Here is a 22,209-nt window from a genome sequence, read left to right as displayed (position 1 = left end):
CGTCGCCGTGACCGAAGACGGAGCGGCCCGTCGCCGTGACCGAAGACGGAGCGGCCCGTCGCCGTGACCGAAGACGGGACGGCCCATCGCCGTGGCCCTCCCCCCGCCCGTCCGGAGCGGGGGTGGGGTTAACCCCCGGGCCGAGACGCCCACCCTCCTCATGGTCCGGCAGGGGTCCGGCACGGAACCCTGGGGGTGTACTCCTCCGCTCCCCTCGTTTCTCCTCCCTCTCCTCCCTCTCCTCCCTCTCCTCCCCACCTCACAGAAGGTCGTGCCGATGGACTCGCCGCTCGTTCCCTCCGCGCTCCGCGCCCCCTTCCAGGCCCGTACCTGGCGGGCGTTCCTGTTCACGCTGACGGGGCTGCCGCTGAGCATCCTGTGGTTCGTCATGGCGGTGTCGCTGACCTCGGTCGGCGCCGGGCTGCTGATCACCTTCCTCGGCATCCCGGTGCTGGCGGCTTCGCTGGCCGTGTCGCGGGGGATGGGTTCGGTGGAGCGGGCCCGGGTGCGGGGGCTGCTGGGCGCGGACGTGCCGGCGCCGGAGCCGGTGCGGGGCCGGACGGGCGGGGTCTTCTCGTGGATGTCGGCGGTGCTGCGGAGCGGGAGCTCGTGGCGGCACCTGCTGTACGGGCTGCTGCACTTCCCGTGGGCGGTGTTCTCGTTCTGCGTGTCGATCACGGTCTTCACCTGGGCCTGGGGCCTGTTCTCGTACCCGCTGTGGCAGTGGGTCTTCCCGGCGTACGTGGGGCAGGACGGGATCCAGCTGTACGGGGACGGGACGCACGGCCTGTACGTCGACTCGCCCTTCGAGATCGGGGTCGCCTGGCTGGTCGGGCTGGTCTTCGTGCTGCTGTGGCCGCCGCTGCTGCGCGGGCTGACGGCGGTGGACCGGGTGCTGGCGGCGGGGCTGCTGGGGCCGTCGCGGCTGACGGAGCGGGTGTCGGAGCTGGAGTCGGACCGGGTGGTCGTGGTGGACACGGCGGCGGCGGACCTGCGGCGGATCGAGCGGGACCTGCACGACGGGCCGCAGGCGCGGCTGGCGTCGCTGGCGATGGACCTGGGGCTGGCGAAGGAGAAGCTGGAGCGGGACCCGGAGGGGGCGGCGGCGCTGGTGGACGAGGCGCACGGCGAGGTGAAGCTGGCGCTGCGGGAGCTGCGGGACCTGGCGCGGGGCATCCATCCGGCGGTGCTGACCGACCGGGGGCTGGACGCGGCGCTGTCGTCGGTGGCGGCGGCGTGCGCGGTGCCGGTGTCGGTGACGGTGGAGCTGCCGGGCCGGCCGGTGCCGGCGATCGAGGGCCTGGCCTACACGGTGGTGACGGAGCTGCTGAGGAACGTGACGGGGCACGCGCGGGCCCGGCGGGCGTCGGTGGACGTGTGGCGGTCCGGGGAGCGGCTGATGGTCCAGGTCCGGGACGACGGCGTGGGCGGGGCGGACCCGGCGCGGGGCCGGGGGCTGCGCGACCTGGCGGAGCGGCTGCGGTCGGTGGACGGGGTGCTGGCCGTGGAGTCGCCGGAGGGCGGCCCGACGGTGGTGACGGCGGAACTTCCCTGGCGGGCCTGAGAAGAGGGCCGCGGCGGCGGAGGACGGAGCCGTACGGACGGGCTCGTGGGGACGGGCACGGCGGCGGTACGGATCGGGCGGGCGCGGTCGGCGGAATGCCGGCCGCGCCCGCCGTCGTGCGCCCCGGCGCCTCCCGCCGACCTGACATCCCTGGGGCCCGCCGGGCGAAGGCGTACCGCGAACGGGGGGTTTCCTGGAATGCTGATCACGTAGTGCAGGGTGTCGAGCGAGGGGTTTGGGGGCTGCGGGTCGTGGGCGTGGGAGAGGTGGCGGACCGGGTGCGGGTGGTCATCGCGGAGGATTCGGTACTGCTGCGCGAGGGGCTGACCCGGTTGCTGACCGACCGCGGGCACGAGGTGGTCGCGGGGGTCGGGGACGGCGAGGCGCTGGTGAAGACGGTGGCGGACCTCGCGGAGGCGGGCGCGCTGCCGGACGTGGTGGTGGCGGACGTCCGGATGCCGCCGACGCACACCGACGAGGGGGTGCGGGCGGCGGTGCGGCTGCGGTCGGAGCATCCGGAGCTCGGGGTGCTGGTGCTGTCGCAGTACGTGGAGGAGCAGTACGCCACCGAACTGCTGGCCGGTTCCACGCGGGGCGTGGGCTATCTGCTGAAGGACCGGGTGGCGGAGGTCCGCGAGTTCACCGAGGCGGTGGTGCGGGTGGCGTCCGGGGGCACGGCCCTGGATCCGGAGGTGGTGCAGCAGTTGCTGGGCCGCAGCCGGCAGCAGGACGTCCTGGCGCACCTGACGCCGCGCGAGCGGGAGGTCCTCGGTCTGATGGCCGAGGGGCGGACCAACTCGGCCATCGCGAAGCAGCTGGTGGTGAGCGACGGCGCGGTGGAGAAGCACATCGGGAACATCTTCCTGAAGCTGGGGCTCTCGCCGAGCGAGGGCGACCACCGCCGGGTCCTCGCGGTGCTGACGTACCTGCGGTCCTGATCCGGCGGGGGCGGCGGCCGGGCACCTCCGGACGTGTCGGAGGTCTCGGCCCCGCTCCCGGGCCACACCCCTGATCATCTGACACCCTGTCAGAAACGAGCACGCGCACGCTCCGCCCGGGGACCCCGGTCCCAGGACGGAAGAATGAGCAGGAAACTGAAATTCCGGAGCAATCCGGGAGCCGACAGACCATGACAACACAGGGCAAAAAGGCGTCTCAAACCGGTGACCAGGATGTGAGAAGTCCCCGGGAGGCCCACCCCTCCGTCGTAGGGTTGGGCCCAGAGTCCCCTTGCCGCTAGGGAGGTCCAGTTCAGTGACCAGCCAGGTCAGCAGCGAGGCCGGTGAGGCCCTGGTCGGGGAGCAGCGCAGTGCTCCGGCACGGGCGCGTCAGGGTGCCGAGAAAGAGGTCCGGCGTCTGGACCGGGTGATCATCCGGTTCGCGGGCGACTCCGGTGACGGCATGCAGCTCACGGGCGACCGCTTCACCTCGGAGACCGCGTCGTTCGGCAACGACCTGTCGACCCTGCCGAACTTCCCCGCCGAGATCCGCGCCCCCGCCGGCACCCTGCCGGGCGTGTCGTCGTTCCAGCTCCACTTCGCCGACCACGACATCCTCACCCCCGGCGACGCGCCGAACGTGCTCGTCGCGATGAACCCCGCGGCGCTGAAGGCCAACATCGCCGACGTGCCCCGCGGCGGCGAGATCATCGTCAACACGGACGAGTTCGCGAAGCGGGCGATGGCCAAGGTCGGCTACGCGGCCTCCCCGCTGGAGGACGGGTCGCTGGAGGGCTACCGGGTCCACCCGGTGCCGCTGACCACGCTGACCATCGAGGCGCTCAAGGAGTTCGGCCTGTCCCGGAAGGAGGCCGAGCGCAGCAAGAACATGTTCGCGCTCGGGCTGCTGTCGTGGATGTACCACCGGCCCACCGAGAGCACCGAGGCGTTCCTGCGGACGAAGTTCGCGAAGAAGCCGCAGATCGCCGAGGCGAACGTGGCGGCCTTCCGGGCCGGCTGGAACTTCGGCGAGACCACCGAGGACTTCGCCGTCTCCTACGAGGTGGCGCCCGCCACCCGCGCCTTCCCCACCGGCACCTACCGCAACATCTCCGGGAACCTGGCGCTGTCCTACGGGCTGATCGCCGCGAGCCGCCAGGCCGACCTGCCGCTCTACCTGGGCTCGTACCCGATCACCCCGGCCTCGGACATCCTGCACGAGCTGTCCCGGCACAAGAACTTCGGCGTGCGGACCTTCCAGGCCGAGGACGAGATCGCGGGCATCGGCGCCGCACTCGGCGCCGCCTTCGGCGGCTCCCTCGCCGTGACCACGACCTCCGGTCCGGGCGTGGCGCTCAAGTCGGAGACCATCGGCCTCGCCGTCTCGCTCGAACTGCCGCTGCTGATCGTGGACATCCAGCGCGGCGGCCCGTCCACCGGCCTGCCCACCAAGACCGAGCAGGCCGACCTCCTCCAGGCGATGTACGGGCGCAACGGCGAGGCGCCGGTGCCGGTCGTGGCGCCGCGGACCCCGGCGGACTGCTTCGACGCCGCCCTGGACGCCGCGCGGATCGCGCTCACCTACCGCACCCCGGTCTTCCTGCTCTCCGACGGCTACCTGGCCAACGGCTCGGAGCCGTGGCGGATCCCCGAGACGGCCGACCTGCCCGACCTGCGGACGGCCTTCGCGACCGGGCCGAACCACGCCCTCGCGGACGGCACGGAGGTCTTCTGGCCGTACAAGCGGGACCCGGAGACGCTGGCCCGCCCCTGGGCGGTGCCCGGCACCCCCGGCCTCGAACACCGCATCGGCGGCATCGAGAAGCAGGACGGCACCGGGAACATCTCGTACGACCCCGCCAACCACGACTTCATGGTCCGCACCCGGCAGGCCAAGGTGGACGGCATCGCGGTGCCCGACCTGGAGGTCGACGACCCGGACGGCGCGCGGGTGCTGGTGCTCGGCTGGGGCTCCACCTACGGCCCGGTCACGGCCGCCGTGCGGCGGGTGCGGCGCGAGGGCGGCAGCGTCGCCCAGGCCCACCTGCGCCACCTCAACCCCTTCCCGAAGAACCTCGGCGAGGTCCTCGGCCGGTACGAGCGGGTCGTGGTGCCGGAGATGAACCTCGGGCAGCTCGCCACCCTGATCCGGGCCCGGTTCCTCGTCGACGCCCAGTCGTACACGCAGGTCAACGGCATGCCGTTCAAGGCGGAGCAGCTCGCCACCGTCCTCAAGGAGGCCCTCGATGCCTGAGCCGCTGCTGAACCTCGTGCCCCGGGCCGAGGCCGTCCAGACCATGAAGGACTTCAAGTCGGACCAGGAGGTGCGCTGGTGCCCCGGCTGCGGCGACTACGCCGTCCTCGCCGCCGTCCAGGGCTTCCTGCCCGAACTGGGCCTGGCGAAGGAGAACATCGTCTTCGTCTCCGGCATCGGCTGCTCCTCCCGCTTCCCGTACTACATGAACACGTACGGGATGCACTCCATCCACGGCCGCGCCCCGGCCATCGCCACCGGCCTGGCCACCTCCCGGCGGGACCTGTCGGTGTGGGTCGTGACCGGTGACGGCGACGCCCTGTCCATCGGCGGCAACCACCTGATCCACGCCCTGCGGCGCAACGTCAACCTGAAGATCCTCCTCTTCAACAACCGCATCTACGGCCTCACCAAGGGGCAGTACTCGCCCACCTCGGAGACCGGGAAGATCACCAAGTCGACGCCGATGGGCTCGCTGGACGCGCCCTTCAACCCGGTGTCGCTGGCGATCGGCGCGGAGGCGAGCTTCGTGGCGCGGACGGTGGACTCGGACCGCAAGCACCTCACCGAGGTGCTGCGGCAGGCCGCCGAGCACAACGGCACCGCCCTGGTGGAGATCTACCAGAACTGCAACATCTTCAACGACGGCGCCTTCGAGGCCCTGAAGGACAAGGACCGGGCGAAGGAGGCGGTGATCCGGCTGGAGCACGGGCAGCCGATCCGCTTCGGCGCCGAGGGCGAGAAGGGCGTCGTCCGCGACCCGGCCACCGGCGACCTGGAGGTCGTCACCGTCACCCCGGAGAACGAAGGCCGCGTCCTCGTCCACGACGCCCACGCGGCCTCGCCGACGACGGCCTTCGCGCTCTCCCGGCTCGCCGACCCCGACACCCTGCACCACACGCCCATCGGCGTCCTGCGCTCCGTGGACCGGCCGGTCTACGACACGCTGATGTCCGAGCAGCTCGACCGGGCGGTGGACCAGCAGGGCAAGGGCGACCTGGGCCGGCTGCTCGCGGGCAACGACACCTGGACGGTCGTGGGCTGACCCGCCCGCACCACCCCCGGGGCCCGGCCGCACCGCGCGGCCGGGCCTCCGGCGTTCCTCCCGGCGGGCGCGGCCTCAGCGCTCCTCGCGGGCCCCGTCGTAGCGGGCGCGGGCCGCCTCGACCTCGGGGACCCGCTCCTCGGTCCACACGGCGAGGGCCCGGATCCGGTGGGCGGCGTCGGTGCCGAGCGCGGTGAGGCTGTAGTCGACGCGGGGCGGGATGACGGGGTGGGCGTCGCGGTGCACGAAGCCGTCGCGCTCCAGGGTCTGGAGGGTCTGGGTCAGCATCTTCTCGCTGACGCCGCCGATCCTGCGGCGCAGTTCGCTGAAGCGGTACGGCCGCTCCAGGAGGGCGATGAGGACGAGGACGCCCCAGCGGCTGGTGACGTGCTCCAGGACGATCCGGGACGGGCACTGGGTGTCGTAGACGCCGATCATCGGCATCTGGTCACTTACGCTCACACCAGTACCTTACTTCAAAGTGGGTACTTTCTTCTGGTTAGTGCCGGTCGTACGGTGAGTGGGTACGCCGCACGCCACCCCCGAAGGAAGTCCCCCATGAGCATCGTCGTCACCGGAGCCACCGGCCAGCTGGGCCGCCTCGTCGTCGAGGCCCTCCTCGCCGACCCCGCCGTCCCCGCCTCCTCCGTCGCCGCCGTGGTGCGCGACGGGAAGAAGGCCGCGGACCTGGCGGAGCGCGGCGTCGAGCTGCGGATCGCGGACTACGACCGGCCCGAGACGCTCGCCGGGGCCTTCCGGGCCGGGGACCGGGTGCTGCTGGTCTCCGGCAGCGAGGTCGGGCGCCGGGTGCCGCAGCACGCCGCCGTGATCGACGCGGCGAAGGCGGCGGGCGTGGCCCAGCTCGCGTACACCGGCGTCCTGGGCGGCCCGGAGGCCGACTTCGACCTGGCGGCGGAGCACAAGGAGACCGAGGCGCTGATCCTCGCCTCCGGCCTGCCGTACACCTTCCTCCGCAACGGCTGGTACAGCGAGAACTACACCGCGCACCTCGGGGCGGTCCTCGCGCACGGCGCCGTCGTCGCCAACGCGGGCGAGGGCCGGATCGCGACCGCCCCGCGCGCCGACTTCGCCGCCGCCGCGGCGGCCGTGCTGACCGGTCCGGCCGGGGAGCACACGGGCCGGGCGTACGAGCTGAGCGGCGACGAGGCGTGGTCGCTGGCGGAGTACGCGGCCGAGGTCGCGGCCCGCAGCGGCCGGGAGGTCGCCTACCGGAACGTGCCGGCGGCGGCGCACCGGGAGATCCTGACGGGCGCCGGGGTGCCGGACTCCTTCGCGGCGGTCCTGGTGGACGTGGACGAGGCCATCGGGCGGGGTTCGCTGGCGCTGCGGACCGGTGACCTGGCGCGGCTGATCGGCCGTCCGACCACCCCGATCGGCGTGACGATCGGCGAGGCGCTGGCCGCGGCGGAGTAGTCCCGCGCGTCCCGCACGCCTCCCGCACCCCAAGGTCATGACCGTATAACGGTACGCGCATGACAGCCGGGCCCGTGCGGCGCTACCTTCGTCGCAACAGCACGGTGCGGGGCGGGAGGCTTTCATGGGCGGGCGACCGGAGAACGGGGCCGGGACGGGCGGCACGGCGGGCACGGCCGGGCCGGACGACGGAGGAGAGGGCCGGACCGGGCTCCTCTACGGCTTCGCCGCCTACGGCATGTGGGGCCTGGTCCCCCTCTTCTGGCCGCTGCTCAAGCCGGCGAGCGCGGGCGAGATCCTCGCCCACCGGATGGTGTGGTCGTTCGTCTTCGTCGGCATCGCGCTGCTGGTGGTGCGCCGCTGGGACTGGGTCCGCGAGCTGGCCGCCAGCCCGCGCAAGCTGGCCCTGCTGACCCTCGCCGCCGCCGTGATCACGGTCAACTGGGGCCTGTACATCTGGTCGGTCAACACCGGCCACGTCGTCGAGGCGTCCCTCGGCTACTTCATCAACCCGCTGGTCACCATCGCGCTCGGCGTCCTCGTCCTCAAGGAGCGGCTCCGCCCGGCGCAGTGGGCGGCCGTCGGCATCGGCCTCGCGGCCGTCGTGGTGCTGGCGGTGGCCGCCGGGCGCCCGCCGTGGATCTCCCTCACCCTCGCCTTCTCCTTCGCCCTCTACGGCCTGGCGAAGAAGAAGGTGAACCTGGGCGGCCTGGAGTCGCTGGCGGCGGAGACCGCCGTGCAGTTCCTGCCGGCCCTCGGCTACCTGGTCCTGCTCGGGACCCAGGGCTCGCTGGCCTTCGGCACCGAGGGCGCCGGGCACATGGCGCTGCTCGCCTCCACCGGCATCGTCACCGCGGTGCCGCTGGTCCTCTTCGGCGCGGCGGCGATCCGGGTGCCGCTGTCGACGCTGGGCCTGCTCCAGTACCTGGCGCCGATCTCGCAGTTCCTGCTGGGCGTGACGTACTTCCACGAGGCGATGCCGCCGGAGCGCTGGGCGGGCTTCTCGCTGGTCTGGCTGGCCCTGACGATCCTCACCTGGGACGCGCTGCGCACCGGCCGCCGCAGCCGGGCGGCCGTCGCCCGCGCGGCCCGGGAGGCGGCCGCCCGGGACGCCGCGGGGCTCCTCGCGGAGCCGGAGCGGAAGCCCGAGCCGGAGTCGAAGCCGGAGTCGGACGCACCGCCGCGGCCGCGGCCCGCGCAGGTCCCGGCTCCCGCCGCCGGTCCGGCCCCGGCGGGCGAGCACCGCGCCTGAACCGCCCGGCCGCCGCTGGAAAACCGGTGGCCGGGGGGCCGGGGCCCGGACCAGGCTGGGCCCATGGAAGAACGGGACCCCCGCACCGAGCCGAAGCGCCGGATCCGGGCCGCGCACACCGCCGGCACGATCACCGTCTACCAGGCGTACTCGCCGGTGATCGGGGTGCCCGCCGCGCGGGACGGCCGGTTCCCGGCCGCCTGGAAGCGGGACCGGATGACGTGGATCAAGCCGTCGTTCCTGTGGATGATGTACCGCTGCGGCTGGGGCGCCAAGGAGGGCCAGGAGGTCGTCCTCGCCGTGGAGATCACCCGCGAGGGCTTCGAGTGGGCGCTGCGCGGGGCCTGCCTGTCGCACTACGAGCGGGGCTTCCACCCCGACCGGGACGCGTGGCGGCGGGAGCTTCGGGAGGCACCGGCGCGGGTGCAGTGGGACCCGGAGCGCGATCTGCGGCTGGCGCCGCTGCCGTACCGCTCGCTCCAGCTGGGGCTGGCGGGCGAGGCGGCGCGGCGGTACGCGGACGAGTGGACGGTCTCCGTCCGGGACGTGACGCCGCTCGCCCGCGAGGTGCACGGGCTGGTGCGGGCCGGTGACCTGGCGGCGGCCGGGCGGCTGCTGCCGGTGGAGACGCCGTACCCGGAGGTGCCGGGGCTGCTGGACCGCGTCCGCCCCTGAGGCCGCCCCTCAGTCCTTGGCGGCGCGGTGGGCGCGGGCCTTGTGGCGGTTGCCGCAGCGGGCCATGGAGCACCAGCGGCGGGCGCCCGGCCGCGAGGTGTCGGCGAAGAGCAGGGAGCAGTCGTCGGCGCCGCAGACCCGGACGCGGTCGGCGTGCGGGCCGGTGAGCAGGTCGACGGCGTCGCGGGCGACGGTGGAGAGCAGGGCTCCGGCGGTGGCGCCGGGGGCCCAGGCGCGGGCGCCGTCGGGGGCGAGCGCGGGGGCGAGCGGCGGGGCGGCGGCGGCCGCGTTGAGGACGGCCAGCGCCCCGGGGTCGTACGGCGCGCCGTCGGCGCGGGCGAGCGCGAGCCGCCAGAGGGCGTCGCGGAGGGTCCGGGCGGCGGCGAGGTCGTCGCCGGTGACGGGGAGGTCCGGCGGGAGGCCGTCGGGCAGGCGGCTGTCGCGGGCCCAGTCGCGCAGCCCTTCGGGATCGTCGAGGCTCTCGTACTGCCGGGCGATCGGGCCGGGACCGCCGGTGAGCAGCAGTTCCAGGCAGAGGGCGCCCGCGTCGAAGCGGAAGGGCCGCCCGTGGCGGGGGCGGAGGAGCATTCCGGATTCAGTGGCTCCGGTGGCGGACCGACTCATGTAACCAGTATAAGTGGTTACATGAACGCACTGCACTGGAAGCTCGTGATCGACGCCAACGACCCGCACGCCCAGGCGGCCTTCTGGGCGGCCGCCCTCGGCTACGTGGAGGAGGACCACAGCGCGCTCGTCGGCAGGCTCCTCGGCTTCGGGGCCGTCCCCGCCGAGGCGACGCGGACCGTCCACCCCGGCACCCCCGAGGAGCGGCTCGGCTGGCACGGCCTGGCCGGCATCCGGCACCCCGAGGACCCGGTCTCCGAGGAGAACGGCGCGGGGCTCGGCCGCCGCGTCCTCTTCCAGCGGGTCCCCGAGGAGAAGACCGGCAAGAACCGCCTCCACCTCGACGTCCACGCCGCCCCCGGCACCCGGGACGCGGAGGTCGAGCGCCTGGAGAAGCTGGGCGCGGCCGTGCTGCGGCGGGTCGCCGAGCAGGGCGGCGAATGGGTCGTCATGACCGACCCGGAGGGCAACGAGTTCTGCGTGGCGTGAGCCGTACGGCCCGGGAAACGGCCTAGCGCACGGGGTCCGGAGTGCCGGAGGCGCGGTGGGAGCGGGGTGCGGCGGGCTCGTCGCGCCGGAGGAACAGCCGCAGGGCCCCGGCCGTGCCGAGCACGATCACCGGGGGCACGGCCTGCCAGGGCACGTGGAGCCAGACGGTCAGGAGGCCGACGATCAGGGGGCCGGCGAAGAGGCCCCCGACCAGCGGCCAGACGTGGCGCTTCCAGGTGATCCGGCCGTATCCGAGGCCGGTCAGGAGCACGCCGCCGTATCCGAGGAGGACGAGGGCGAGCAGGGCGCCGGCCGTGCCCAGGGCGGCGGGCATCTGCGGCTCGTCGCGCGGCTCGTTCTCGCTGGTCCGGCGCCGGTCGTGCGCGGCGACGTCGATGACCTCGCCGCGCCACACGGTGGCGGTCACCCGGTCGCCGGGGCGGAGCCAGCCGGACAGTTCCCCGGGGCTGCCGAGGTCCACCTCGCCGTTGCCGAAGGGGCCGCCCTTGAGGGCCACCCGGTAGGTCTGGCTCTTCCCGGCGGACTCGCGCCCGGCCCGTTCGACGGTGTACGGCACCTGCCGCAGGCAGTCGTCCGCGCGCCGGGGCGCGGTGTCGGCGGGGCACGGCACGGCGGCCGTGTAGGAGCGGTACCGCTCCAGGTCGGAGGGGAGCCAGTCGGCGAAGGCGAGGGCGGAGCCGGCGGCCAGGAAGAAGGAGAGGGCGAGCAGCGGCAGCCCCACGAGCCGCATCCAGAAGGACGGCCGTCGCTTCGTGTCGGTGCTCATGTCCCCGCCCCTCGTCGTCCGGTCCGCCCACCTTCTCCCGAAAGCCGAGGGAAGCCAAAACCGGACATAGGCAGAGAGGAACGTTTCCTCACTGCCGGACCCCGGCAGGTTCAGCCGGACGGGTGGAGGTCGGCCCCGGCGCCCCGGGCCGGTCAGGGGCGCCGCACCTCGAAGAGGAAGCAGCCGTACTCGACCGCCCGGACGTGCACCAGGGCGACCGCCGGGTCGGCGAAGGCGTCGGTGAAGGCGCCGTGCAGTCCGGGCAGTTGCACCAGCCGGCCGCCGAGGATCCGGCCGTCCGCGCCGTACCGCCGCACCGTCCGCAGCATCCGCTCCCGCTCGAAGGGGTACGCCCCCGGAGCCCGCCCCGCGCCCGGGTCCGCCCCCGGCCCGTCGCAGTCCTCCGGTCCGGCGTGCACGAAGACCGGTCCGACCTCGTCGTACGCCCCCGGCCGCGCCCCGGTGGCCGCCGCCCACCGCCGCAGCGGCGCGTACGAGACGAGGACCAGCCGCTCCCCCGGGCGGGCCGGGCGCAGGCAGCAGCGCAGAGGTTCCCCGCCGTCCCCGGTCGGGTACGGGACGGGGCGGCGGCCGGCGTCGTCGGTAGTGCGGAGTTCGGTGAGGACGGCGGGTTCGACGGCCCGCGCGGTGAAGATGCTCATGTCCCCCAGCGTCGCCCCGGCCCCGGCCGGCCGCTGGCGGGATTCGGACCGCGCGCTGACGAAGGGGAAGGAGCCCGATGAGGCTGGAGACGGAGCGGCTGGTGCTGCGGCGGTGGCGGGAGGAGGACCTGGCGCCGATGGCCGGGGTGAACGCCGACCCGGAGGTGATGCGCTGGATCGGGGACGGCACGACGCGGGACGAGGAGACGACCCGGGCGGGCATCGAGGCGGCCGAACGGTCGTGGGAGGAGCAGGGGTTCGGCCTGTTCGCGCTGGAGGAGAGGGCCACCGGCCGGATGCTGGGCTTCGCCGGGCTGGCCGTCCCCCTCTTCCTGCCGGAGATCCTGCCGGCCGTCGAGATCGGCTGGCGGCTGGACCGCGCGCACTGGGGGCGGGGCCTCGCCACGGAGGCGGCGCGGGCGGCGCTCGCGTACGGCTTCGGGGAGGCCGGTCTCGACCGGGTGGTGAGCGTCGTCCAGACCGGGAACCGCGCCTCCGAGCGGATCACGGAGAAGCTGGGCATGGTGCTGGACCGGGAGACGGTGACTCCCGGCCCGCACCGCGCGGTCCGCGTGTACGCCCTCGACCGGCCCCGGCCCGGGTCCTGATCCGGGCCCGGGACCGGTGCCGCCCCTGATCCTGGCCCGGGGTCAGGGGCGGACGAGGTCCCGGACCAGGTTCCGGATCAGGTGCCATGGGGGTCCGAGGCGGTGTGGTCGTCGCTCGTGCCGTACTCGTCGTGGTGGGTGTCGACGGTGGAGGCGGTGGCCCTGCCGGTGGCGTCGTCGACGGTGACCTCGTGCTCCGTGCCCTTGGCGTCGGAGACGTCGACGTCCCAGACGGCCTTGCCGTGCTCCTTCTCCAGTTCGGCGGAGGTGGCGGTGCCCGCGGTCTTCGCGCGGGCGGCGTCCACGGCCTTCGGCAGGGTGGTCTTCGCCGACTTGGCGAGGGCGGCCTCGTCCTTGTTGTCGGCGTCGTTGTCCTGGTCGACCTTGTTGCCGGTGACCTTGCCGCTGGTGGCGTCGACGGCGATCTGGTGCTCGGTGCCCTTGGCGTCGATGATGTCGACCTTCCAGCTCTGCTTGCCGCCGCCCTCCAGGTCGACGGAGGTCACGGTGCCGGACACGGTCTTCATGGCGGTGGCGGCGGCCGCCTTGATGTCGACTTCGGGATTCGCCCGCATGGTCGCGTGCGTGCCGCCGCCGCTGTCGGCGGCGGCGGAGGCCATGCCGGCGGCGGTCGCGGCTCCGGCGCCGCCGAGGGCCAGGGCGGCGGCGAGGGCGGCGGTGGCGGTGCGGCGGTGGCCGGCGGCCTTCTGCTGCTTGATCGACTTCATGGGAGCGCCTTCCGTTCCGTTCGGGGTCGCGGCGTTTCCTTCACCATGACCGGGCGGCCTGAAGCCCACCTGAACCACCCTGAAGATCCCTTCAGGTTGACCGGCCTCCCGCCCCTTCCGTCTGGGACGCTTGAGGTATGCGCCTGCTGATCGTGGAGGACGAGAAGCGTCTGGCCGCCGCCCTGGGGCGGGGTCTGGAGGCCGACGGGTACGCGGTGGACCTGGCGCACGACGGCCCGACCGGGCTGCGGCTGGCGCTGGAGGGGACGTACGACCTGGTCGTCCTGGACATCATGCTGCCCGGCCTGAACGGCTACCGGATCTGCGCCCGGCTGCGGGCCGCCGGCCGGGACGTGCCGATCCTCATGCTGACCGCGAAGGACGGCGTGTACGACGAGGCGGAGGGGCTGGACACCGGTGCGGACGACTACCTGACCAAGCCGTTCTCGTACGTCGTCCTCCAGGCCCGGGTCCGGGCCCTGCTGCGCCGCCGCACCGGCGGCGGGCCGCCGTCGCTGCGGGTGGGGGACCTGGTCCTGGACCGGGCGGCCCGGCGGGTGGAGCGGGACGGCACGGCGGTGGAGCTGACCACGAAGGAGTTCGCGGTCCTGGAGCACCTGGCGGTGCACGCGGGCCGGGTGGTGTCCAAGGCCGAGATCCTCGACCACGTCTGGGACATGGCCTTCGACGGCGATCCGAACATCGTCGAGGTGTACGTCAGCGCCCTGCGTCGCAAGATCGACGCCCCGTTCGCGCGGCGGTCCATCACCACCGTGCGCGGTGCCGGGTACCGGCTGGAGGCCGCCGGGGGGCGCCGTGGCCCGGCGTAGGCCCTTCGCCTCGGTCCGGGCCCGCACGACGCTGGCCACCACGGTCGTGGTGTCGCTCGCCCTGGTCGCGGCGGGGATCGTCGTCGCCGCCGTGCTGCGGCACGACCTCGCGGACCGGGCCGGGCTGCGGGCCGAGGTCGCCGCCCGGACCGTGGCCGGCTCCCAGGCGGCCCTGGAAGGGGACTTCGGGGCGCTGGACCTGCGCGGCGACGCCGAACACCCGGTCCAGGTCGTGGACGGCGCGGGCGGGGTGGTGGCGGCGGGGCCGGGGGTGCCCGCGCACCGGGCGGTCGTCGTCACCGGGCCCGCGCCCCGGAGCAGTACGCCCCCCGAGGAGCCGGACGACGACCGGGACGACGTGCCGGACCGGGGGAAGGTCGGCACCGGGACCGAGCTGCGGACGGTGACGCTGCGGGACGGCGGCGAGACCCGCACCTTCCGCTTCGCGGCGGTCGCGGGCACGACCTACGAGGGCCGGGCCTACACCGTCTACGCCGGGTCGTCCCTGGACGAGGAGCGGGCCACCCTGGACCAGGTCGTCCGGGCCATGCTGATCGGCCTGCCGTTCCTGCTGGCCGTCGTGGCCGGGGTGACCTGGCTGGGCACGGGGCGGGCGCTGCGGCCGGTGGAGGACATCCGCGCCGAGATGGCCGAGATCACCGGCAGCGGCGACCTGGACCGGCGGGTGCCCGAGCCGGACGCGCGGGACGAGGTGGCGCGGCTGGCCCGCACCACGAACGAGACGCTGGCCGCGCTCCAGCGGTCCGTGGAGCGGCGGCACCGCTTCGTCGCGGACGCCTCGCACGAGCTGCGCAGTCCGATCGCCTCGCTGCGCACCCAGATCGAGGTGGCCCAGCAGCATCCGGACCTCCTCGACCTGCCGGACCTGCTGCACGACGTCGTACGCCTCCAGCACCTGGCCGCCGACCTGCTCCTCCTGGCCCGTCTCGACGCGGGCGAACCGGCGGCGCGGGCCCGGGTGGACCTGACGGGACTGGTGCGGGAGGCGACGGAGGCGGTGGAGGGGCCGGAAGGGGCGGCGGGGCCGGTCGCCGTGGTCGTCCGGGTGCCGGACGGGCCGGTGGAGGTGCGCGGGCACCGGGGGCGGCTGGCCCGCGTCCTGGACAACCTCCTCGACAACGCCCGCCGGCACGCGGCCTCCCGGATCACCGTGGAGCTGCGCGCGGAGGGCCCGGACGCGGTGCTCACCGTGACCGACGACGGCCACGGCGTCGCGCCCGGGGACCGGGAGCGGATCTTCGAGCGCTTCGTACGGCTCGACGAGGCCCGGGGCCGCGACGAGGGCGGCGCGGGCCTGGGCCTGTCCATCGCCCGCGACCTGGCCGAGCGGCACGGCGGCACGCTCACGGCCGGGGCGGGCGCGGACGGCGGCGCCGCGTTCCGCCTGACGCTCCCCCGGGCGGACGACCGGACGGACTGACGGGCGGGCGGCGGAGGGACGGGCGGCTCAGTCGAGGCAGAACTCGTTGCCCTCGATGTCCCGCATGTTGATGCAGGACTCGTTCTCGCCGTCGGCGAGGAGGACCTTGTCGCACACCGCGCCGAGGGCGACGAGCCGGTCGCGCTCGGCCGTGAGCACGGCGAGGCGCTCGTCGCCGACGAGGCCGGTGCCGGCCCGCACGTCGAGGTGGACCCGGTTCTTGACGGCCTTGCCCTCGGGGACCCGCTGGAACAGCACGCGCGGGCCCTCCCCGGAGGGGTCGACGCACGCGAAGTACTGGACGGTCGCGGGGTCCTCGTCCTCCTCCTCCGCCGGGATCACGTATCCCAGCACCTCGCACCAGAACCGGGCGAGGCGGACCGGGTCCGCGCAGTCGATGGTGACCTGGAACTTCTTGATCGACGCCATTCGGTCACCGTAACAAAGCGTTTCGGCCGTCCACATCCCTTTAAAAACCACGGCGGAGCACGGGACCGCCGGAGCCGTGCCTAGCATGCTCCCGACAAGACGAGAGGGGGCCCGGATGCGTGGGACGCGCGGGGGACCGGCCGCACTGCTCCTGGCGGCGGCACTGGTCGGAGCGCTGGCGGGATGCGGCGCGGAGGAGCCCGCCCCGGAGGACGTGGCGGCCTGGCGGGAGGACTACTGCCAGGACCTCTCCCTGTGGCAGCGGCTCGCCCATGACCCGCCGGAGAAGGGCTACGGGAACGACCTCGTCCTGGCCTCCTCGGCGGTCGTGACGGCCGCGAAGGTCCTCGACCGCCACCACCTGGACCACGGGGGCAGCCACGTCCTGCGCGACACGGGGGACGCGGTCTCCGCGAACGACCGGTACGCGGAGGGGCGGATCTCCGCCTACTGCTCGGCGGTGGGCTTCGAGACCCTGATGAAGTACTAGGACCGGTCCGGCGGACCGGGCCGGTTCAGAAGGCGGCGAGGCGGTCCACCAGCAGTTCCGTGCGCCGTTCAGCGTCGGCCGGGGGGAGCCGGCCCTCGCGGGTGAGGGTGGCCAGGCCGTGCAGCGCGGCCCAGAAGACCTCGGTGAAGAGTGCCGGGTGGACGCCCTCCCCGGCGACCTCGCCGAGGGTCTCCAGGAAGGCGGCGAAGGCGTCCTTGAGCGGGGCGGGGGTGTCCTCCCGGGCGAAGGCCAGGCCGCCGTCGAGACGGAACATCGCGTCGTAGACCGCCGGGTTGCGGGCGGCGAAGTCGAGGTAGGCGCGGGCGAGCGCGGTGACCCGTGCGCGCGAACCGCCCTCGGCGCGGGACCCGCCCCAGCCCTGCGCCCCGGCGCCGTCCCGTAGACCAGCCCCGTCCTGCGGCCCGACCCCGTCCCATAGACCGGCCCCATCCTGCGGCCCGGCCCCGTCCTGCGGCCCGGCCGCGTCGCGGGACCCGGCTCCGTCACGGGGTTCGGCCGCGTCGCGGGTCGCGGCTCGCAGCGCGGCGGCCAGCTCGGCGGCGCCTTCGAGGGCGACGGCGCCGATGATCTCGCGCTTGCCCCGGAAGTGGCTGTAGAGGACGGGCTGGCTGTACTCGATGCGCTCGGCGAGGCGGCGGGTGGTGACCGCGTCCCAGCCCTGCCGCTCGGCGAGTTCGCGGGCGGTGGCCACGATGAGGCGCTCGCGGTCCGCCCGTTCGCGCTGCTTGCGTTCCTGTACCGACATGACTCGATGCTAGCACCGCTAGACAATCGAGCGATGATAGGTCTAGCGTTGAACTACTTGCTAGCAACGCTAGATCCTGGAGGGGTCGTCATGTTCGACGCGCTTGAGGTCTTCACTGTGGTGACCGTCGGCCTGATGGTGGGGGTGGAGCTCTCCGTCGCCTTCGTCATGAACCCGATCTTCAAGGCGCTGCCCGAGGACAGCGCCCAGCTCGCCCGCTCCCACGGCGGCCGGATGCTCGGCGCGGCGATGCCGTTCTGGTACTTCGGCTCGCTCGCCCTCGCCGCCGTCTGGGCCGTCGCCGGATGGGGCCGCCCCGGCACCGGCCTCGTCGTCACCGCCGGCGCGCTGCTGGTCGTGAGCGTGCTGATGTCGGTGCTGCTGCTCGTCCCGATCAACAACCGGGGCAAGACGTGGACCCCCGAGAACCGGCCCGCCGACTGGAAGGAGCAGAGCGACCGCTGGGACCGCTACCACTACGCCCGCGTCGCCGTCATCGTCGCCGCCTTCGCCCTGCTGACCACGGCCCTGGCCTGACGGCGCCCCCGGACGCCCCCTAGGCGGGAAGCATGGCGCGGCGGCCCGGGGCGGCCGGGGACTGGGTGGTCATGCCGCCGTCGACGACGAGGAGCTGGCCGGTGAGGTAGCGGGACTCGTCGGAGGCGAGGAAGACCATGGCGTGGGCGATGTCCTCGGGGGCGCCGAGGTAGGGCAGGGCGTTGACCGCGAGGAGGCTGTCGATGACCTCCTGGGGGAGGTTGTTCTCCAGGGCGGGGGTCATGACGGCGCCGGGGGCGATGGCGTTGCAGCGGATGCCGTGGGGACCGTACTGGGTGGCGAGGGACTTGGTGAGGCTGACGACGGCGGCCTTGACCGCGCCGTAGGAGGTCTGGAGGACGTCGCCGACGAGGGCGGCCACGGAGGCGGTGTTGATGACGGAGCCGCCACCGGCGCGGATCATGTGCGGGATCGCGCGGCGGGACCCGAGGAGGGTGCTGCGGATGTTGAGGGCGACGGCCCGGTCGAATTCGGCCATGTCCATGCGGAGCACGTCGAGGTCGGTACGGGGGTTGGTGCCGCCGACGTGGTTGCACAGGACGTGCAGGGCGCCGTACTCCGCGACGGTGGCGTCGGTCATGGCGGCGACGGAGGCCTCCTCCGTGACGTCCACCGTGAGGGCCAGCGCCTCGCCGCCCCCGGCGGTGACGAGTCCGGCGGTCTCGCGGGCGGCGTCGGCGTCGTGGTCGGCGACGACGACGCGGGCGCCCTGCGCGGCCATCAGCCGGGCGGCGGCGCGCCCGATGCCGCTGCCGGCCCCGGTGATGACGGCGACCTTGTCCTGGAGGCGGTTCATGGTGGTGCTCCTCTGCACGGGGACTCGGAACGGGGGCGCACACCCAGAGGATGTGCACTCTGCATATTCATTGCACAGTACATACGACTTGCATCATGCACAACACGGGAGGGTTCGGGTCCGCTCCGGGGACCCGATGGGCGAGGATGAGCGGAGCACTCCCCCGCGCACGGGGGCACCGGACAGGGAAGGGCGGAGGCATGGACGAGCGCGAAGGCCGGCTCGACGATCTCGAACGGGAGCTGACCCTGCTGTCGCGGCACTTCCTCGGCGCCCGGGGCGCCCGCAGCGGCCACGTCCTCGAACGCTCGGCGTACGTCCTGCTCACCCGCATGGAGACCAGCGACCCCCTCACCCTGAAGGAGCTCGCGCACACCTTCCAGGTGGACGTCTCCACCATCAGCCGCCAGGTGAACGCCATGCTCAGGAACGGCCTGGTGGAACGCATCCCGGACCCCGACGGCGGCATCGCCCGCCGCCTGCGCCCCACCGCCCTCGGCATCGAGCGCCTCCGCGCCGACCGCGCCATCAGCCTCGAAGGCACCGCCCGCCTGATCGAGGCGACCGGCTGGGAACCGGCCACCACCCACCGGTTCCTCACCCTGCTGACCCAGCTCAACCAGGGCATCGAGCACCTGGAGGACCTCTCCCGCCCCGGCTCATGACCCGTACCGAACCGGCGACTTGAGCCGTACCGCTGGTCCATCATGAGGACATGGCGACATGGCGGCGGGTGTGTTGGTGGGGGCTGGCCCTGGTCGGGGCCGGGGCGGCGGTCGGACTGCTGGTGTGGGTGACGGTGAAGCACCCCGAGGGCTCCGCCCAGGGCTGGGGCGTCGTGGGCGCGGTGGCGGGGGTGATCGCGGCCGGCGCGGCGCTGTGGCAGCTGCGGACGGCGACCCCGGCGCCCGCCCCCGCTCCCGCGCCCGCCCCGGCGGACCCGGTGGTCGCGGAGCGGGGCGGGATCGCGGCGCGGGGGAACGTGACCCGTTCCTCCACCCGGTACGCCGGTACGCCTCCCGCGACGCCCGCTCCCGCCCCGGCGTCGCCGGACGGGCTCACCGCCCGGGACGGCTCGATCGCGGCCGGGGGTGACGTCGAGGACTCGACCACGGACTACCGCCCGTGATCTGGAAGCGGTTCGCCCCGAAGAAGCGGCCCGGGGACGAGAGCCCCACCGGATTGAAGGCGTCCGAGGGGGCGATCGTCGCCGGGGGCGACGTCAACGGCTCGGTGGCCCAGCACATCGAGGCCGGGCAGGCGTTCGTCCTCTCCCCTGAGGCGCACGGTCCGATCCCGGCGGACGCGGCGGGGCACGGGGTGTCGAACATTCCGGCCGTCGCCGCCCACTTCACCGGAAGGACGTCCGAACTCGCCTCTCTGGAAGAGAAGTTCACCGACCCGGGCGAGGTGCTCGTCCAGGCGGTGCACGGGCTGGGAGGGGTCGGGAAGTCGGCGCTCGCCGCCCGGTGGGCGGCCGGGCGGCACGAGCCGGTGCGGTGGTGGATCACCGCCGACACCGCGGCCTCCGTCGACGCCGGGACGGCGGCGCTGGCCCGCGCCCTGCAACCCGGCCTGGCCGCCCTCCCCGCCGAGGTGCAGGCCGAACGCGCGATCCGGTGGCTCGCCGACCATCCGGACCGGTGGCTGCTGGTCCTGGACAACGTCGAGTCGCCCGCCCACGTCCGCCCGCTCCTGGACCGGGTCCCGGGCGGCCGGGTCCTGATCACGACCCGGCTGGCCAGCGGCTGGCACCGCCACGCCACGGTCGTCCGCCTGGACGTCCTCGCCCCGGCGGACGCGGTCGAGCTGTTCACCCGCGTCCTCACCCAGCACGGGCCGCGCGACCTCACCGGCGCCGAGGCGCTGTGCGCGGAGCTCGGGCACCTCGCGCTGGCCGTCGAGCAGGCGGCCGCCTACTGCGCGGAGACCGGCACCGGCCCGCTCGCCTACCTGGAGCGGCTCGCGGCCTGGCCCGCGACGATGTACGCCGCGACCGCCGAGGGCGGCGACTCGGCCCGCACCTGCGCCCGCATCTGGCGCCTGACCCTCGACCGCGTCGAGGCCACCCCGTACGCGGGGAACGTCCTTCGCCTGCTGGCCTGGTACGCCTCCGACCGCATCCCCCGCGACCTGCTCGCCCCGCTCGCCCCGCCCCCCGACCTCGACGCGGCGCTCGGCAGGCTGGCGGCCTACAACATGATCACCGTCCACCCCGACGGCAGCCTCACCGTCCACCGCCTGGTCCAGTCCCTCGCCCGCACCCCCGACGCCGAGGACCCCCACCGCCAGGCGCTGGACATCGAAGTGGCCCGGGGGCTCGCGACGGCACTCCTCGTCGCCGCCTATCCCGCGGACTACGCGGATCCCGCGAACTGGCCCCGCTGCCAGGCGCTCCTCCCCCACGTCGACGCCCTCACCGGCCACCACGCCGACGAGCACGACACCCCCGACACCGCCACCGTCCTCGACCTCTCCGCCTCCTACCGGGAGGACCAGGGCGCGCTGGCGCCGGCCCTGGCCGGTTTCCGGCGCGCGCTCGCCGCGCGGGAGCGCACGCTCGGCCCGGACCATCCCGAGGTGCTGGCCTCCCGCAACAACCTCGCCGGCACGTACGAGGCGGCGGGCGACCCGCGCCGGGCCGTCCCCCTGTACGAGGCCGTCCTGGCCGACTGCGAACGCGTCCTGGGCCCCGACCATCCGTACACGCTCATCACGCGGAACAACCTCGCGGGCGCGTACAAGGCGGCGGGCGACCTGGAACGGGCCGTCTCCCTGCACGAGGCCACCCTCTCCGCACGCGAGCGGGTCCTGGGCCAGGACCACTCCGACACGCTCGTCTCGCGCAACAACCTCGCCCACACGTACCTGGCGGCGGGCGATCTGGACCGCGCCGTCCCGCTGAGCGAGAGGGTCCTCGCCGACTCCGAACGGGTCCTGGGCCCGGACCGGCCCGAGACCCTCATCGCGCGCATCAACCTGGCCGGCGTGTACGAGGCGGCGGGGGACCTGGACCGTGCCCTCCCCCTGTGCGAGACGGGCTGCGCCGCCTTCGAACGCGTCCTGGGCCCCGACCACCCCCGCACCCTCTCCGCACGCAACAACCTCGCCAGCATGTACCTGGCGGCGGGCAGCCCGGACCGCGCCGTCCCCCTGTACGAGGCGGTCCTCGCCGCCTGCGAACAGTCGCTGAGCCAGGACCACCCGATCACCGAGCAGGTCCGTGCCAACCTGCGGGTCGCCCGGACCGCCTGACGGAGGGCTCAGTCCCCCGCGTGCCGCACGTGGACGTGGCCGTCCCGGAGGTAGGCGGGCGGGGCGGCGGGGAGGACGTGGTCGAGGGGGTAGCGGGTCTTCTGGGCGACCCGGCAGGAGGCCGTGTTGTCGGTCTGGTGGAGGAGTTCGAGGCGTTCCAGGCCGTCGAAGGTGGTGAAGGACCAGTGGGTGAGGGCTTCCAGGGCGCGGGGGGCCACGCCCCGGCCCCGGGCGCGGGCCGTCGTCCAGTAGCCGACCTCGCCGGCCGGGCCGCCGGGGTCGTTCCGCTTGAGGACCGCGTGGCCCAGGAGCCGGCCCCGGGGGGACAGGACGGCGAAGGCGAGGCGGGTTCCGGACGCCCAGCCCTGCCGCTGGGTCTCCACCCAGCGCTCCCCGTCGGCCTCGTCGTCCACGGCGGTCGTCGTCCACCGGCGCAGGACGGGGTCCCGGCACGCCTCGATCAGCCCGGCGATGTCCTCCGTCCGCCAGGGGCGCAGGACGAGGGCGGGACGGTCGGGCGTCTCGGGCACGTGGAGGACGGCGGCGTCGGGAGCGTTCATCGGCTGATCGTAGGGGCGGCCGGG

General features: G+C 74.3%; 25 protein-coding genes. 16 read left to right on the top strand and 9 right to left on the bottom strand.

The window, feature by feature from the left end; all coding sequences use genetic code 11:
- Nucleotides 1–277 precede the first annotated feature (277 nt).
- The 4 genes from IE219_RS01980 (at nucleotide 278) to IE219_RS01965 (ending at nucleotide 5,801) form a co-directional block, all read left to right on the top strand.
- On the top strand, nucleotides 278–1,564 hold the full coding sequence (locus IE219_RS01980; protein ID WP_189974707.1) for a sensor histidine kinase: 1,287 nt from the start codon (nucleotides 278–280) through the stop codon (nucleotides 1,562–1,564).
- A 278-nt stretch (nucleotides 1,565–1,842) separates the two neighbouring features.
- Complete coding sequence (locus IE219_RS01975) at nucleotides 1,843–2,502, top strand: response regulator transcription factor (RefSeq protein WP_308434003.1); 660 nt, start codon at nucleotides 1,843–1,845, stop codon at nucleotides 2,500–2,502.
- A 316-nt stretch (nucleotides 2,503–2,818) separates the two neighbouring features.
- Nucleotides 2,819–4,756, top strand: a complete 1,938-nt coding sequence (locus IE219_RS01970; RefSeq protein ID WP_189974706.1) for a 2-oxoacid:acceptor oxidoreductase subunit alpha — start codon at nucleotides 2,819–2,821, stop codon at nucleotides 4,754–4,756.
- On the top strand, nucleotides 4,749–5,801 hold the full coding sequence (locus tag IE219_RS01965; RefSeq protein WP_189974705.1) for a 2-oxoacid:ferredoxin oxidoreductase subunit beta: 1,053 nt from the start codon (nucleotides 4,749–4,751) through the stop codon (nucleotides 5,799–5,801). The genes IE219_RS01970 and IE219_RS01965 overlap by 8 nt, the downstream gene beginning before the upstream one ends.
- Before the next feature lie 75 nt (nucleotides 5,802–5,876).
- Here the strand turns inward: IE219_RS01965 and IE219_RS01960 are convergent, their stop codons facing one another.
- A complete protein-coding gene (locus IE219_RS01960; protein WP_189974971.1) occupies nucleotides 5,877–6,245 on the bottom strand; it encodes a winged helix-turn-helix transcriptional regulator in 369 nt (122 codons plus the stop codon).
- 114 nt (nucleotides 6,246–6,359) lie between these two features.
- Between IE219_RS01960 and IE219_RS01955 the strand changes: the two genes are divergently transcribed.
- From IE219_RS01955 to IE219_RS01945, 3 genes are all read left to right on the top strand, one after another.
- Nucleotides 6,360–7,235: an NAD(P)H-binding protein gene (locus IE219_RS01955; protein WP_189974704.1), complete on the top strand. Its 876-nt coding sequence runs from the start codon at nucleotides 6,360–6,362 to the stop codon at nucleotides 7,233–7,235.
- A 238-nt stretch (nucleotides 7,236–7,473) separates the two neighbouring features.
- Nucleotides 7,474–8,487 (top strand): EamA family transporter RarD, encoded by a 1,014-nt coding sequence (rarD, locus tag IE219_RS01950; protein WP_229849559.1) that lies wholly within the window; start codon nucleotides 7,474–7,476, stop codon nucleotides 8,485–8,487.
- Nucleotides 8,488–8,550: 63 nt separating this feature from the next.
- On the top strand, nucleotides 8,551–9,162 hold the full coding sequence (locus IE219_RS01945) for a DUF4291 domain-containing protein (protein ID WP_189974702.1): 612 nt from the start codon (nucleotides 8,551–8,553) through the stop codon (nucleotides 9,160–9,162).
- A 9-nt stretch (nucleotides 9,163–9,171) separates the two neighbouring features.
- Here IE219_RS01945 and IE219_RS01940 read toward each other — a convergent pair whose 3' ends face one another.
- Nucleotides 9,172–9,786 (bottom strand): CGNR zinc finger domain-containing protein, encoded by a 615-nt coding sequence (locus tag IE219_RS01940; protein WP_229849536.1) that lies wholly within the window; start codon nucleotides 9,784–9,786, stop codon nucleotides 9,172–9,174.
- Nucleotides 9,787–9,807: 21 nt separating this feature from the next.
- Between IE219_RS01940 and IE219_RS01935 the strand changes: the two genes are divergently transcribed.
- Complete coding sequence (locus IE219_RS01935; RefSeq protein ID WP_189974701.1) at nucleotides 9,808–10,275, top strand: VOC family protein; 468 nt, start codon at nucleotides 9,808–9,810, stop codon at nucleotides 10,273–10,275.
- Nucleotides 10,276–10,297: 22 nt separating this feature from the next.
- Here IE219_RS01935 and IE219_RS01930 read toward each other — a convergent pair whose 3' ends face one another.
- Nucleotides 10,298–11,062 (bottom strand): hypothetical protein, encoded by a 765-nt coding sequence (locus IE219_RS01930; protein ID WP_189974700.1) that lies wholly within the window; start codon nucleotides 11,060–11,062, stop codon nucleotides 10,298–10,300.
- Nucleotides 11,063–11,214: 152 nt separating this feature from the next.
- Complete coding sequence (locus IE219_RS01925) at nucleotides 11,215–11,724, bottom strand: DUF1203 domain-containing protein (RefSeq protein ID WP_189974699.1); 510 nt, start codon at nucleotides 11,722–11,724, stop codon at nucleotides 11,215–11,217.
- 77 nt (nucleotides 11,725–11,801) lie between these two features.
- Between IE219_RS01925 and IE219_RS01920 the strand changes: the two genes are divergently transcribed.
- The gene (locus tag IE219_RS01920; RefSeq protein WP_189974698.1) at nucleotides 11,802–12,332 is read left to right on the top strand and encodes a GNAT family N-acetyltransferase; all 531 of its coding nucleotides are present in this window, start codon (nucleotides 11,802–11,804) and stop codon (nucleotides 12,330–12,332) included.
- A 77-nt stretch (nucleotides 12,333–12,409) separates the two neighbouring features.
- Here IE219_RS01920 and IE219_RS01915 read toward each other — a convergent pair whose 3' ends face one another.
- The gene (locus IE219_RS01915; protein ID WP_189974697.1) at nucleotides 12,410–13,060 is read right to left on the bottom strand and encodes a PepSY domain-containing protein; all 651 of its coding nucleotides are present in this window, start codon (nucleotides 13,058–13,060) and stop codon (nucleotides 12,410–12,412) included.
- 137 nt (nucleotides 13,061–13,197) lie between these two features.
- On the opposite strand from IE219_RS01915, the gene IE219_RS01910 reads away from it, so the two are divergent.
- A complete protein-coding gene (locus IE219_RS01910) occupies nucleotides 13,198–13,890 on the top strand; it encodes a response regulator transcription factor (RefSeq protein WP_189974696.1) in 693 nt (230 codons plus the stop codon).
- Nucleotides 13,877–15,331: a sensor histidine kinase gene (locus IE219_RS01905; RefSeq protein ID WP_189974695.1), complete on the top strand. Its 1,455-nt coding sequence runs from the start codon at nucleotides 13,877–13,879 to the stop codon at nucleotides 15,329–15,331. The genes IE219_RS01910 and IE219_RS01905 overlap by 14 nt, the downstream gene beginning before the upstream one ends.
- A gap of 27 nt (nucleotides 15,332–15,358) precedes the next feature.
- Here IE219_RS01905 and IE219_RS01900 read toward each other — a convergent pair whose 3' ends face one another.
- A complete protein-coding gene (locus IE219_RS01900; RefSeq protein WP_189974694.1) occupies nucleotides 15,359–15,760 on the bottom strand; it encodes a VOC family protein in 402 nt (133 codons plus the stop codon).
- Nucleotides 15,761–15,875: 115 nt separating this feature from the next.
- Between IE219_RS01900 and IE219_RS01895 the strand changes: the two genes are divergently transcribed.
- The gene (locus IE219_RS01895) at nucleotides 15,876–16,250 is read left to right on the top strand and encodes a hypothetical protein (RefSeq protein ID WP_189974693.1); all 375 of its coding nucleotides are present in this window, start codon (nucleotides 15,876–15,878) and stop codon (nucleotides 16,248–16,250) included.
- 25 nt (nucleotides 16,251–16,275) lie between these two features.
- Here IE219_RS01895 and IE219_RS01890 read toward each other — a convergent pair whose 3' ends face one another.
- The gene (locus IE219_RS01890; RefSeq protein ID WP_189974692.1) at nucleotides 16,276–17,016 is read right to left on the bottom strand and encodes a TetR/AcrR family transcriptional regulator; all 741 of its coding nucleotides are present in this window, start codon (nucleotides 17,014–17,016) and stop codon (nucleotides 16,276–16,278) included.
- A gap of 90 nt (nucleotides 17,017–17,106) precedes the next feature.
- Between IE219_RS01890 and IE219_RS01885 the strand changes: the two genes are divergently transcribed.
- Nucleotides 17,107–17,553 carry an anthrone oxygenase family protein gene (locus IE219_RS01885; RefSeq protein ID WP_189974691.1) on the top strand — a complete coding sequence of 149 codons (447 nt, stop codon included), beginning with the start codon at nucleotides 17,107–17,109 and terminating at the stop codon, nucleotides 17,551–17,553.
- A 19-nt stretch (nucleotides 17,554–17,572) separates the two neighbouring features.
- On the opposite strand, the gene IE219_RS01880 is transcribed toward IE219_RS01885, so the two are convergent.
- On the bottom strand, nucleotides 17,573–18,370 hold the full coding sequence (locus IE219_RS01880; RefSeq protein ID WP_189974690.1) for an SDR family NAD(P)-dependent oxidoreductase: 798 nt from the start codon (nucleotides 18,368–18,370) through the stop codon (nucleotides 17,573–17,575).
- Nucleotides 18,371–18,570: 200 nt separating this feature from the next.
- Between IE219_RS01880 and IE219_RS01875 the strand changes: the two genes are divergently transcribed.
- Genes IE219_RS01875 through IE219_RS01865 form a run of 3 tightly spaced genes read left to right on the top strand, consistent with a single transcriptional unit; the run spans nucleotide 18,571 to nucleotide 21,625 of the window.
- Complete coding sequence (locus IE219_RS01875) at nucleotides 18,571–19,035, top strand: MarR family winged helix-turn-helix transcriptional regulator (protein WP_189974689.1); 465 nt, start codon at nucleotides 18,571–18,573, stop codon at nucleotides 19,033–19,035.
- A 50-nt stretch (nucleotides 19,036–19,085) separates the two neighbouring features.
- Nucleotides 19,086–19,499, top strand: a complete 414-nt coding sequence (locus IE219_RS01870) for a hypothetical protein (RefSeq protein WP_189974688.1) — start codon at nucleotides 19,086–19,088, stop codon at nucleotides 19,497–19,499.
- Nucleotides 19,496–21,625, top strand: coding sequence for a tetratricopeptide repeat protein (locus IE219_RS01865; protein ID WP_189974687.1), 2,130 nt, complete (start codon nucleotides 19,496–19,498; stop codon nucleotides 21,623–21,625). Before IE219_RS01870 ends, IE219_RS01865 begins: the two co-directional genes overlap by 4 nt.
- A gap of 8 nt (nucleotides 21,626–21,633) precedes the next feature.
- Here IE219_RS01865 and IE219_RS01860 read toward each other — a convergent pair whose 3' ends face one another.
- The gene (locus IE219_RS01860; protein ID WP_189974686.1) at nucleotides 21,634–22,185 is read right to left on the bottom strand and encodes a GNAT family N-acetyltransferase; all 552 of its coding nucleotides are present in this window, start codon (nucleotides 22,183–22,185) and stop codon (nucleotides 21,634–21,636) included.
- Between the last annotated feature and the right edge of the window lie 24 nt (nucleotides 22,186–22,209).

The sequence above is a fragment of the Streptomyces termitum genome (genome assembly GCF_014650175.1).
GTDB classification, from domain to species: Bacteria; Actinomycetota; Actinomycetes; order Streptomycetales; family Streptomycetaceae; genus Streptomyces; species Streptomyces termitum.
This window is presented reverse-complemented; position numbering and strand designations above follow the sequence as displayed.

Bases quoted from the DNA above. Each gene is read 5' to 3' on its own strand.
- IE219_RS01980 (WP_189974707.1), top strand. From the start codon at position 278: ATGGACTCGCCGCTCGTTCCCTCCGCGCTCCGCGCCCCCTTCCAGGCC.
- IE219_RS01965 (WP_189974705.1), top strand. From the start codon at position 4,749: ATGCCTGAGCCGCTGCTGAACCTCGTGCCCCGGGCCGAGGCCGTCCAG.
- IE219_RS01960 (WP_189974971.1), bottom strand. From the start codon at position 6,245: ATGCCGATGATCGGCGTCTACGACACCCAGTGCCCGTCCCGGATCGTC.
- IE219_RS01955 (WP_189974704.1), top strand. From the start codon at position 6,360: ATGAGCATCGTCGTCACCGGAGCCACCGGCCAGCTGGGCCGCCTCGTC.
- rarD (WP_229849559.1), top strand. From the start codon at position 7,474: ATGTGGGGCCTGGTCCCCCTCTTCTGGCCGCTGCTCAAGCCGGCGAGC.
- IE219_RS01945 (WP_189974702.1), top strand. From the start codon at position 8,551: ATGGAAGAACGGGACCCCCGCACCGAGCCGAAGCGCCGGATCCGGGCC.
- IE219_RS01940 (WP_229849536.1), bottom strand. From the start codon at position 9,786: ATGAGTCGGTCCGCCACCGGAGCCACTGAATCCGGAATGCTCCTCCGC.
- IE219_RS01935 (WP_189974701.1), top strand. From the start codon at position 9,808: ATGAACGCACTGCACTGGAAGCTCGTGATCGACGCCAACGACCCGCAC.
- IE219_RS01930 (WP_189974700.1), bottom strand. From the start codon at position 11,062: ATGAGCACCGACACGAAGCGACGGCCGTCCTTCTGGATGCGGCTCGTG.
- IE219_RS01925 (WP_189974699.1), bottom strand. From the start codon at position 11,724: ATGAGCATCTTCACCGCGCGGGCCGTCGAACCCGCCGTCCTCACCGAA.
- IE219_RS01920 (WP_189974698.1), top strand. From the start codon at position 11,802: ATGAGGCTGGAGACGGAGCGGCTGGTGCTGCGGCGGTGGCGGGAGGAG.
- IE219_RS01915 (WP_189974697.1), bottom strand. From the start codon at position 13,060: ATGAAGTCGATCAAGCAGCAGAAGGCCGCCGGCCACCGCCGCACCGCC.
- IE219_RS01910 (WP_189974696.1), top strand. From the start codon at position 13,198: ATGCGCCTGCTGATCGTGGAGGACGAGAAGCGTCTGGCCGCCGCCCTG.
- IE219_RS01900 (WP_189974694.1), bottom strand. From the start codon at position 15,760: ATGGCGTCGATCAAGAAGTTCCAGGTCACCATCGACTGCGCGGACCCG.
- IE219_RS01895 (WP_189974693.1), top strand. From the start codon at position 15,876: ATGCGTGGGACGCGCGGGGGACCGGCCGCACTGCTCCTGGCGGCGGCA.
- IE219_RS01890 (WP_189974692.1), bottom strand. From the start codon at position 17,016: ATGTCGGTACAGGAACGCAAGCAGCGCGAACGGGCGGACCGCGAGCGC.
- IE219_RS01885 (WP_189974691.1), top strand. From the start codon at position 17,107: ATGTTCGACGCGCTTGAGGTCTTCACTGTGGTGACCGTCGGCCTGATG.
- IE219_RS01880 (WP_189974690.1), bottom strand. From the start codon at position 18,370: ATGAACCGCCTCCAGGACAAGGTCGCCGTCATCACCGGGGCCGGCAGC.
- IE219_RS01875 (WP_189974689.1), top strand. From the start codon at position 18,571: ATGGACGAGCGCGAAGGCCGGCTCGACGATCTCGAACGGGAGCTGACC.
- IE219_RS01870 (WP_189974688.1), top strand. From the start codon at position 19,086: ATGGCGACATGGCGGCGGGTGTGTTGGTGGGGGCTGGCCCTGGTCGGG.
- IE219_RS01860 (WP_189974686.1), bottom strand. From the start codon at position 22,185: ATGAACGCTCCCGACGCCGCCGTCCTCCACGTGCCCGAGACGCCCGAC.